This is a genomic window from Micromonospora sp. KC213, from assembly GCF_004348325.1.
In the GTDB taxonomy this organism is placed as follows: domain Bacteria; phylum Actinomycetota; class Actinomycetes; order Mycobacteriales; family Micromonosporaceae; genus Micromonospora.
The window spans coordinates 1-10,449 of sequence record NZ_SMKF01000192.1 but is presented as its reverse complement, the minus strand read 5'-3'; the positions used below and the strand labels follow the sequence as shown (position 1 = coordinate 10,449).

The following is a 10,449-nucleotide window of genomic DNA, read 5'->3' as shown; positions in this document are numbered from 1 at the left end:
GGGCGGGCGCGGGCGGCGAGCAGCGCCGCCGCCGCGCGCAGCGCCGCGAGGTGGGCAGCGGCGTAACGCAGCCCGTCGGGGCGGGTCTGGGCGGCCTCGGCGAGCCCACGCCGGGCCACCGCGAGAAGCTGGGCCGGGGTGCGGTGCGGCAGCACGTGCGCGGGCACCGTCGGTGCCTGGGCCGGTTGGGTCGGCATGACTGTCTCCTCCGCGTGGCCGAAACGGGCGGTGCGGAGGAAGACGCACCAGATGGGGCCGGCCGGGTGTGGACGCTTCCCCACACCGCACCCGGCCGGCGCAACCGGCGGGTTCGTCGTCCGCCGCCCGGGGGTCGTGGGCGGCGGACGACGATCCTGCCTGACGGGACCGGGCTCGCGACTGCCCGGTGCCCGGTGCGGTCCGCGAAACCGCACCTCCCGGAAGCGGCGCCGCGAAACACCGCTCCCGAGCCGTTGGAACGGATGTGCGGCACCCATGTCCAGGTGGGGTGCACCAGCACCCAATCGAACACCCGTTCTAACCACTGCTGACAGTACACCCTCCCGCCGACGAAAACGCAACGTGTCAGGCACGGCGTGCCACCACGACCACCAAGGTCACGACGCCTCCGGCGGTGGCACCACGCCGAACGGCCGGGCCGGTCCACCCGCTGCGGGGCGTACCCGGAAGAATGGCGGCATGCAGTCACACCCCAACGTACGGGCGGTGCAGGAGGCCCTCGACGGCGCGGGCGCGCGGGACGGTGCCGGCGCGCCGAGCACGGTCCGCCTGCTGCCCGAGGCCGCACACACCGCCGCCGCAGCCGCCCAGGCGCTCGGCGTCGAGGTCGGTGCCATCGCCAACTCGCTGATCTTCGAGGCGGACGGCGCGCCGCTGCTGGTGCTCACCTCCGGCGCGCACCGGGTCGACACCGCGGGCCTGGCCGCCTCCATCGGGGTCAGCCGGCTGCGCCGAGCCACCCCGGAGTTCGTCCGGCAGCACACCGGGCAGGTGATCGGCGGGGTCGCTCCGCTGGGCCACCCACACCCGCTGCGCACCCTGGTGGACACCGCCCTGAAGGCGTACGACGAGGTCTGGGCGGCCGGCGGGGTGCCCCAGGCGGTCTTCCCCGTCACGTACGCCGACCTGCTGCGGATCACCGCCGGCACCCCGGCCGAGGTGGCGTGAACTCCGCCGCCGAGGCGGTACCCGAACTGGTCACCCTGCACGTGTGGCGGGTCTCCCGAGCCGCGCTGCCCCGGGCACTGGCCCGGATGGCGCGGGATCCGCGCCGGTTGCGGGCCACCCCCGGCGTACGGTTCGGCAAGCTGCTCGGCACCGGAACCGGCACCGGCTTCGGGCCGGGTGACGCCGACCCGACCCGGTGGGCGGCGCTGACCGTGTGGGACTCCCCCACCGCCGCCGACGGTTTCGACACCTCCCCGGTCGGCCGAGCCTGGGCCCGCATCGCCCGGGCCCGGGCCCGGCTCGACCTGCGCCCGGTGGCCAGTCGGGGCCAGTGGTCGGGGCGGCGGCCGTTCGGCGACCCGTCGGGCGGTCGGGTGGCCGGGCCGGTGCTGGCGCTGACCCGGGCCCGGCTGCGCCCCCGGCGGGTGGTGACCTTCTGGAAGGCTGTCCCGCCGGTGGCCGCCGCCCTGCACGCCACCCCCGGGCTGCTCGCCCGGTTCGGTGTCGGGGAGGCCCCGCTGGGCTGGCAGGGCACGGTCAGCGTGTGGCGCGACCCGACGGACCTCGTGGCGTTCGCGTACCGTCACCCGGAGCACCGCGCCGTGATCACCCGCACCGCCACCGAGGGGTGGTACGCCGAGGAACTCTTCGCGCGGTTCGAGGTGCGCGACGTGGTCGGTGACCGGGCGGTGCTGGGCTGGGCCGCCGACAGCGGCGCGGAGACGGTGAGAGGAAGCGCATGAGGTTGGTGCGGTGGACGCCGGACGATCTGGTCCGGCGGCTCGACGACGTGGTGGCCGTCTACGGGGAGGCGATGAACTACCGCACCGACCTGCTGGAGGCCCGCCGCGGCTACATCGCCACCCACGTCCGCCGACCCGGCTTCCGCGCCGTCGCCAGCCTCACCACCGAGGGTCACCTGGCCGGTTTCGGGTACGGCTACCGGGGCGAGGCCGGGCAGTGGTGGCACGACCAGGTGCACCGGGCGTTGGACCCGCCGGCCCAGCGGCGCTGGCTGACCGACTGCTTCGAGGTGGTCGAGCTGCACGTCCGGCCGCCGGCGCAGGGGCACGGCCTGGGCAGCCGGCAGCTCACCGCCCTGCTCACCCTGGCCGAGGGGGCGACCACCCTGCTGTCCACCCCCGAGGCCGACGAGCGGACGTCGCGGGCCTGGCGGCTGTACCGCCGGTTCGGCTTCGTCGACGTGCTGCGGCACTTCCACTTCCCCGGCGACGAGCGCCCGTTCGGCGTACTCGGCCGGGACCTGCCCCTGGTCAACCCCGACACCGCCGCACCGGACCCGACCGCGCCGTGAACCCACGGCGGGTGGTCCCCTGGGCGCTGCTGAGCGCCCTGATCCTCGCCCAGATCTGCTATCCGCTCACCACCGGCGTCACCCGGGCCCGGCTGACCGTCGCCACGGTGCTCCTCGGTTACCTGCTCACGGTGGGTCACGCGCTGCTCAGTCGCGGCCCGCGAACGGCTGCGGCGCTGGTCGCGGCGGGCACCGGCGGCGGGTTCGCCGTCGAGGCGCTGGGGGTGGCCACCGGGTTCCCGTTCGGCGGCTACGACTACTCCGGCGAGCTGGGCCCGAAACTGGCCGGGGTGCCGCTGGTCATCCCGCTGGCCTGGACCTGGATGGCCTGGCCGGCCTGGCTCGCCGCCGTCCGGCTCATCCGCCCCGCCGGTGAACGGCCGACGTGGCCCCGGCACGCCGGGCGGATCACACTGGCCGCCGTCGGGCTGGCCGCCTGGGACCTCTTTCTCGACCCGCAGATGGTCGCCGAGGGCTACTGGATGTGGCGGGACGTCACCGTGGCGCTGCCCGGGCTGCCCGGTGTCCCGGTCAGCAACTACCTCGGCTGGCTGCTCTTCGCGGTGCTGCTGATGGGCGCGCTGCGCCCGCTCGCCGGGCCGGCCGTCGCCGGCACCGACAGCCGGGACGACCCGATGTTCGCGCTCTACCTGTGGACGTACCTGTCCAGCGTGCTGGCGCACGCGGTCTTCCTCGCCCTGCCCGCCTCGGCGCTGTGGGGCGCGGCCGGCATGGCGGTCGTCGCCGTGCCGCTGGCGATGACCCTGCTGCGTACGTCCCGGCACGGCGACGACCGGCCCGCGCCCCGGCCACCGCGCCGCGACGTCGACGCCCCGGCATGACCGTGCTGCTCGTGCTGGCCGCGGCGGTCGGCGTGCTCACCCTGCACACGGTCGTCAACGCCGCCCGGTGGCTGCGCCGGCCCACCGCCGGGCCGGTCGAGGTCGACGAGCCGGTGGCGGTGCTGCTGCCACTGCGGGACGAGGCCGCGCGGGTGGCACCCTGCCTGCGGTCGCTGCTCGCCCAGCGGGGCGTACCCGGGCTGCGGATCGTGGCGCTCGACGACGGCTCGGGCGACGGCACCGCCGACGTCGTCCGTGCCGTCGTCGGCGACGACCCCCGGGTCAGCGTGCTCGACGGGGTCGCCCCGCCACCGGGCTGGCTGGGCAAGCCACACGCCTGCCACCAGCTCGCCACCCGCGCCGACCCGGCCGCCACGGTGCTGGTCTTCGTCGACGCCGACGTGGTGCTCACCCCGTACGCGGTGGCGGCGGCGGTGACCGCGCTGCGGGCCACCGGGGCGACGCTGCTGTCGGCGTACCCCCGGATCGTGGTGCGGACGGCGGCCGACCGGCTGGTGCAGCCGCTGCTGCAGTGGTTGTGGCTGACCTTCCTGCCGCTGCGGGCGATGGAACGCTCGCCGCGACCGTCGCTGGCCGCGGCCGGCGGCCAGTTCCTGCTGGTGGACCGGGCCGGCTACGCCGCTGCCGGCGGGCACGCCGCGGTCGCCGGCAGGGTGCTGGAGGACATCGAGCTGGCCCGGGCGGTGAAGCGCTCCGGTGGACGGATCGTGCTGGCCGACGGCTCCCGGCTGGCCGCCTGCCGGATGTACGACACCTGGCCGCAGCTGCGCGACGGGTACACCAAGTCGCTGTGGGCGACGTTCGGGCACCCGTCGGCGGCGGCCGGCGTGGTGTCCCTGCTACTCCTGCTCTACACCGCGCCTGCGCTGCTCGCGGTGGCCGCCCTGGTCGCCGGAGCCGGCCCGGCCGCCGCAACCGCTTCCCTCGGGTACGCCGCGGGCGTCGCCGGGCGGGTGGTCAGCGCCCGGGCGACCGGGGGTCGGGCCTGGCCCGACGCGCTGGCGCACCCCGTGTCCGTCGTGGTCCTCGGTTGGTTGACCCTACGGTCGTACCATCTGCGGAAGCGGCGTCGCCTGTCCTGGCGGGGCCGTCCGGTCAGCTAGGAGGGGCGCGGCATGGCGCGGATCGTGGTCGTCGGCGCCGGGGTCGGCGGGCTGGCCGCCGCCGCCCGGCTGGCCGTCACCGGGCACCAGGTCACCGTCTTCGAACGGGCTGACACCGTCGGCGGCAAGCTTGGCCGGTACGCCCACGACACCCCGCACGGATCGTTCCACTTCGACACCGGGCCGAGCCTGCTCACCCTGCCCCAGGTCTTGCACGACCTGTTCGAGGCGACCGGGGCCAAGCTCGACGAGTACCTGGACCTGGTGCCGCTGGACCCGATCGTCCGGCACGTCTTCGGCGACGGCGGGCCCCACCTGGACTCCTGCGCCGACCCGGCCGAGTTCACCGCCCGGATCGGCGCGGCCCTCGGCGACCGGGCCGCCGCCGACTGGCAGCGGCTGTGGCACCGGGCCGCCCGGGTCTGGGAGGCGTCGCACCGGGACGTGCTGCGCCGCACCGTCGACAGCCCCCGCGACCTGGCCGCGCTGGCCTGGCGGCTGGGTGACCTGGCCGCCATCGGGCCCGGTCGTACCCTGCGCGGGCTGGGCCGCCGGCAGCTGTCCGACCCGCGGCTGCGGATGCTGCTCGACCGGTACGCCACCTACACCGGCGCGGACCCGCGCCGCGCCCCGGCCGCGCTGGTCGCCGTCGCCTACGCCGAGCTGACGTACGGCGGCTGGTACCTGCGCGGCGGGCTGGGCACCCTCGCCGACGCGCTGCTGTCGCGCTGCCTGGACCTGGGCGTGGTGGTGCAGACCGGGGCCACGGTCACCCGGATCGACGCCGCGGGCGGGCGGGTGCACGGGGTACGCCTGGCCGGCGTCGCCGCACCGGTCCCCGCCGACGTGGTGGTGGCCAACGTGGACGCGCTGACCGTCTACCGGGACCTACTGCCCGCCCCGCGCCGGCTGGCCGCGCTGACCGACCGCAGCCTCGCCGGTTTCGTGCTGCTGCTCGGGGTACGCGGCCACTCGGGGCTGGCCCAGCACACCGTCTTCTTCCCCCGCGACCACGACGCCGAGTTCGACGCGGTCTTCGGTCACCCCGGGCGGGGGGTACGGGCCCGTCCGGCGGCCGACCCGACGGTCCTGGTCACCGTCGCCGACGACCCGATGGTCCGCCCAGAGGGCCACGAGGCCTGGTTCGTGCTGGTCAACGCCGCCCGCCACGGCACCGCCAGCGGGGCGGTGGACTGGCGGCGGCCGGGGCTCGCCGAGGCGTACGCGGACCGGGTTCTCGACGTGCTCGCCGAGCGGGGCGTGGACGTGCGGGACCGGCTGCTGTTCCGCGAGATCCGCACCCCGGCGGATCTGGCCGACTCGACCGGCGCGCCGGGTGGGGCCATCCACGGCACCGCGGGTGGGCTGTTCCGGCCGGCCAACCGTGGCCCGGCGGCCGGGTTGTGGCTGGTCGGCGGTTCCACCCATCCGGGTGGCGGCCTGCCGATGGTCACCCTGTCGGCGCAGATCGTCGCCGAGGAGATCGGCCCCGCCTGGTAGCGGCGTGATCCATCACGCGGAACCCGGCGGGCCTCGCCGCCGAGTGAGGATCAGCCGGCGGTGACCAGAGCGCGGCGGACCGTCGACAGCAGCTGCCCCAGGCCGAAACCGGCCAGCAGCACCCAGACCGCGACGGCCATGGTGACCGTGCCGGCGGCCAGATCCGGGTCGATCATGCCGGTCAGGCCGGCCAGCAGCAGTCCGACCAGCGCCACACAGACCCGGGTGGGGCGCTCCCCCACGGTCACCACGCCGATCTCCCGCATCCCGGCGGCGACCGCCCGGGCCCGGACGTACTCGTGCAGCCAGGACAGGGCACCGCTGGCCACCACCAGCGCCCCGGGCGCTCCGACCAGCCAGAACGCGATCAGCCAGGCGACCTCACCGAGCCGGTCGGCGATCGAGTCGTACACGTAGCCGAGGCGGGTGGTGCGGCCGGTGACCACCGCCACCGCCCCGTCGACACTGTCGGCCACCGCGGCGAGCAGGACGAACAGGGCGGCCACGATCGGCCCGTCCACCCCCCGCACGGCGAACAGCGGTACGCAGAAGCAGAGCAGCACCCCGCCCACCGTGACCGCGGTAGGGGTCACCCGGAGCCGACCCAGGATGTATCCGACGTGGTAGGCGAAGCGCAGCCAGGCCCGGACCACCGGCGCGGCGACCCGGGGGTCGAAGCCGCCGTGCAGCCGCGCCCAGGCGGTCGCGTACCCGTCCCATTTCAGCTGTGTGCCCACCATCGGTCAACCGTCGTGGTGGGGCCGAGGTGTCGGGGTGAACCGTTCACACCCGCGCGCCCGCCTGGAGGCTGCGCCACACCTCCCGGGTCGCGGTGGACCGGTTGAGGGTGATGAAGTGGATGCCCGGCACGCCCTCGTCGAGCAGCCTCGCGCACATCTCGCTGGCCTGCTCCACACCCAGCCGACGGACCGCCTCCGGGTCGTGGGCGACCCGGGCGAACCGCTCCGCCAGGGCGGGCGGGAACGGCGCGCCGGAGAGCTGCACGGACCGTTCGATGGTGGCCATCTGGGTGACCGGCATCACCCCGGCCAGGATCGGGGTGTCGCAGCCGGCGGCGGCGACCCGGTCCCGCAGCCGCAGGTAGTCGTCGGCGTCGAAGAACATCTGGGTGATCGCGAAGTCCGCGCCGGCCCGGCACTTGCGGACGAAGTGTGCGACGTCGCTGGCGATGTCCGGCGAGCGGGGGTGCTTGTACGGGAAAGCGGCCACCCCGACGCTGAAGTCGCCGGCGTCACGGACCAGCCGGACCAGTTCCTCGGCGTAGAGCACGCCCTCGGGGTGGCGGACCCACTCGCCGCCCGGGTCACCCGGCGGGTCGCCCCGCACGGCGAGCACGTTGCGCACCCCGGCCCCGGCCAGCCGGCCGATGACGTTGCGCAGCTCGGCGACGGAGTGGTTGACCGCGGTCAGGTGCGCCATCGGCAGCAGCGTGGTCTCGGTGGCGATCCGCTCGGTCACCGCGACCGTGGTGTCCCGGGTCGACCCACCGGCGCCGTAGGTGATCGAGACGAACGAGGGACGCAGCGACTCCAACTCCCGGATGGCCTGCCAGAGCAGTTGCTCGCCCTTGGGGGTCTTCGGGGGGAAGAACTCGAACGAGAAGGTGGGCGCGTCACGGCGGATCAGCTCCCCGATCGCCGGCTGCGGATTGGGAAGAACGGAGGGAAGACCGAGCGCCACGCCCCGACTCTAGCGGGTGACGGCGGTCGTACCCATGATCTTCCCAGCTGGACATCGACGATCATGCGCCCCTGGTGTGCGGTCCCCCAGCCATCCCGCCGACGCCGGGCGGCACCTGAACGTCGTACCCCCGGGGTAGAACAGGGACCAGCGCGGGCGGGGCCGGCCGAGGGCCGGCACCCGGGGTCACCGCGCGGGGGTCAGCACCGACCGGCGGCACGCCGGTCCGTCCTGTTGTGCGCACGGGCGGGCGTGGCCGCGCCGACACCCGTGCCGGAGGACCGATGACCCCGCCCGACCCGAGCCTGCTCGGGCCGCTGATCGCCCAGCTTCGGCTGGCCCACGGCTGGAGCCAGCAACAGCTCGCCGCCGCGCTCTGCGCCGCCGCCGACACACCCACGCTGACCCGCCACGAGGTGTCCCGCTGGGAGCGGGCCGTCCGGACGCCGGGCGAGCGCTGGCGACGCCATCTGGCCGCCGTACTCGACGCACCGGCCGGACTGCTGGCCGACGTGCCGGCGCGGAGTGGACGGCCCGGCCCGGCCGGGCCCGTCGCCACCCGGTCCCGGTCGGCTCTGCTGGCCCTGGCGCACCGCTGGGCGGCGGACCCGGGCACTCCCCTGCTGCTCGACCCGGCGACCATCGAGCACGTCGTCGAGTCGACACCGGGCCGGAGGACGGCGGAGGCGGCGGGCCGGTCAGCGACGGACCGGGAACCCGACGACGGCCGGGAAACCCCGCCCGGTGCCGTCGGGCTCGCCGAACTACGACGGCTCGACGACCTGGCCGGTGGCGCGGACCTGGCCCCGGCCGGGGCGTACCGACTGCGGTACGCGGTCCGCGCGCTGCGCCGGTCCGGTCCGGGCGGACGACGACGGCTGCTGCCGGTGCTGGCCGAGACCGCCCAGCTCGCCGGATGGCTCGACGGCGACGCCGGGCACCTGTCGTCCGGGGTGCACGCGCACCGCCTCGGACTGCGGGCCGCCGCCGCGACCGGGGACCGCGCGCTCGCCGGTCAGGTGCTCGCCTCCGCCAGCCACCTGCTGGCCGGTGCCGGCGACGCCGAGGGCGGACTGCTGCTGGCCCGGGCCGGGTACGCCGGGACCCGCCGCGCCGCCAGCCCCGGGCTGCGGGCGCTGCTGCTGCACCGGATGGCGCTGGCCGCCGCGCTCACCGGCCGCGGCCCGGCCGCGCGGCGGGCACTGGACGCCGCCCGGCGCGCGGCCGAGACCGTCGAGCCGTCCGCCGAACCGCCGTGGCTGTACTGGCTGGACAGCGGCGAACTGGCGGCGATGACCGGGCGGGCACTGGTCGCGCTGGGTCGCCCGGGGCCGGCGGTGTCGCTGCTCGGCGTGGCGTTGCGGACCGATCGGGGGCCGCGCGGCGCGGCGGTGTACGGCAGTTGGCTGGCCCGTGGTCTGGTGCAGCTCGGCGAGGTGGACCAGGCGGCGGAGGTGGCCGGGACGGCGCTGTGCGACGCCGTCCGGGCCGGCTCGGCGCGAGCCGTCGCCGCGCTGGCCGAGGTGGACCGGCGGTTCGCCGCGCACCGGGCCGAACCCGGGGTACGCCACTGGCGGTCGCTGCTCGCCGAAGCACGCCCGTTCCTGCTGTCCGGTCCGCGCCCGTTCCCGCCGGCCGGCGCGGGTACGCGGCGCGCCAGCCCCCGGGGCGGGGCGGAACCGGGTGGGACCGGCTAGCGTGCTGGCGTGACCCATGCTGCTCCCGTCTCCCCCGTCGACCGTGCCGACCTGCGCCAGCGGGTGGACCAGGCGCTGGCTGAGTTCCTGGCCGGCCAGCGTGCCCGGCTGACCCGCGTCGACGACGCGCTGGTGCCGGTCGCCGAGGCGATCGAGGCGTTCGTGCTGGGCGGCGGCAAGCGGCTACGCCCGGCGTTCGCGTACTGGGGCTTCCGGGGGGCCGGTGGGGTCGACGCCGACGAGGTCGTGACGGCCCTGGCGGCGTTGGAGCTCGTACAGGCCAGCGCCCTGATCCACGACGACCTGATGGACCGGTCGGACACCCGGCGCGGTGAACCGGCGGTACACCGGCGGTTCGCCGCCCGGCACCGGGCCGCGGGCTGGAGCGGCGACCCGGACGGCTTCGGCGACGCCGCGGCGGTGCTGCTCGGCGACCTCTGCCTGGTCTGGTCCGACGAACTGCTGCACTGTGCCGGGCTGGAACCTCGGACGGTGGCGCGGGCCCGGCCGGTCTTCGACGAGATGCGTACCGAGGTGACCGTCGGGCAGTACCTCGATGTGCTCACCCAGGCCACCGGGGACACCTCGGTGGAACGGGCCGGCAAGGTGGCCCGGTACAAGTCGGCGAAGTACACCGTGGAGCGGCCACTGCTGCTGGGTGCGGCGCTGGCCGGGGCGTCGGCGGACGTGCGGGCGGCATACTCGGCGTACGGGTTGCCGCTCGGTGAGGCGTTTCAGCTCCGCGACGACGTGCTGGGGGTCTTCGGCGACCCGGCGCAGACCGGCAAGCCGGCCGGGGACGACCTGCGTGAGGGCAAGCGCACCTATCTGGTGGCGGCGACCATGGAGGCCACCGACGACGCGGGCCGGGAACTGCTGCTGGCCGGTCTGGGCGACGCAGCGCTGGACGAGTCGGGCATCGCCCGGCTGCGGGAGTTGATCGCCGGATGCGGAGCGCTGGCCCGCACCGAGCAGCGGATCGTCACGCTGACGGACGCCGCGCTCGCCGCGCTGGTCACCGTCGACCTGGACACCGAGGCCCGCCAGGCTCTGGTCGACCTGGCCATCGCCGCCACCCGCCGCCCCAACTAACCACCCCACCC

The 10,449-nt window shown here is 75.9% G+C and carries 10 protein-coding genes and 1 pseudogene; 8 read left to right on the top strand and 3 right to left on the bottom strand.

From position 1 onward, the window contains the following. A pseudogene (locus E1166_RS26465) lies at positions 1 to 197 on the bottom strand (chromosome segregation protein SMC); the annotation flags it as partial. A gap of 481 nt (positions 198 to 678) precedes the next feature. Between E1166_RS26465 and E1166_RS26460 the strand changes: the two are divergent. Genes E1166_RS26460 through crtI form a run of 6 tightly spaced genes read left to right on the top strand, consistent with a single transcriptional unit; the run spans position 679 to position 5,948 of the window. Continuing rightward, entirely contained in the window at positions 679 to 1,167 is a 489-nt protein-coding gene (locus tag E1166_RS26460; protein WP_132269915.1) for a YbaK/EbsC family protein, read from the top strand. Continuing rightward, a complete protein-coding gene (locus E1166_RS26455; RefSeq protein WP_132269913.1) occupies positions 1,164 to 1,910 on the top strand; it encodes a monooxygenase in 747 nt (248 codons plus the stop codon). Before E1166_RS26460 ends, E1166_RS26455 begins: the two co-directional genes overlap by 4 nt. Beyond that, entirely contained in the window at positions 1,907 to 2,482 is a 576-nt protein-coding gene (locus E1166_RS26450) for a GNAT family N-acetyltransferase (RefSeq protein ID WP_132342656.1), read from the top strand. The genes E1166_RS26455 and E1166_RS26450 overlap by 4 nt, the downstream gene beginning before the upstream one ends. A gap of 11 nt (positions 2,483 to 2,493) precedes the next feature. Next, on the top strand, positions 2,494 to 3,324 hold the full coding sequence (locus tag E1166_RS26445; protein ID WP_243710526.1) for a carotenoid biosynthesis protein: 831 nt from the start codon (positions 2,494 to 2,496) through the stop codon (positions 3,322 to 3,324). Beyond that, positions 3,321 to 4,448 carry a glycosyltransferase family A protein gene (locus E1166_RS26440; RefSeq protein WP_132342654.1) on the top strand — a complete coding sequence of 376 codons (1,128 nt, stop codon included), beginning with the start codon at positions 3,321 to 3,323 and terminating at the stop codon, positions 4,446 to 4,448. Before E1166_RS26445 ends, E1166_RS26440 begins: the two co-directional genes overlap by 4 nt. A 12-nt stretch (positions 4,449 to 4,460) precedes the next feature. Next, positions 4,461 to 5,948, top strand: coding sequence for a phytoene desaturase family protein (gene crtI, locus E1166_RS26435; protein ID WP_132342653.1), 1,488 nt, complete (start codon positions 4,461 to 4,463; stop codon positions 5,946 to 5,948). Between the two features lie 50 nt (positions 5,949 to 5,998). Here the strand turns inward: crtI and E1166_RS26430 are convergent, their stop codons facing one another. Then, complete coding sequence (locus E1166_RS26430) at positions 5,999 to 6,688, bottom strand: CDP-alcohol phosphatidyltransferase family protein (RefSeq protein ID WP_132342652.1); 690 nt, start codon at positions 6,686 to 6,688, stop codon at positions 5,999 to 6,001. Positions 6,689 to 6,731: 43 nt separating this feature from the next. Further along, positions 6,732 to 7,649: a methylenetetrahydrofolate reductase [NAD(P)H] gene (gene metF / locus E1166_RS26425; RefSeq protein WP_132342651.1), complete on the bottom strand. Its 918-nt coding sequence runs from the start codon at positions 7,647 to 7,649 to the stop codon at positions 6,732 to 6,734. A gap of 284 nt (positions 7,650 to 7,933) precedes the next feature. Between metF and E1166_RS32590 the strand changes: the two genes are divergently transcribed. Together E1166_RS32590 and E1166_RS26415 are read left to right on the top strand one after the other, a co-directional pair. After that, complete coding sequence (locus E1166_RS32590) at positions 7,934 to 9,346, top strand: helix-turn-helix domain-containing protein (protein ID WP_132342650.1); 1,413 nt, start codon at positions 7,934 to 7,936, stop codon at positions 9,344 to 9,346. Positions 9,347 to 9,355: 9 nt separating this feature from the next. Further along, positions 9,356 to 10,438 (top strand): polyprenyl synthetase family protein, encoded by a 1,083-nt coding sequence (locus E1166_RS26415; protein ID WP_132342649.1) that lies wholly within the window; start codon positions 9,356 to 9,358, stop codon positions 10,436 to 10,438. The last annotated feature ends 11 nt before the right edge of the window (positions 10,439 to 10,449 follow it).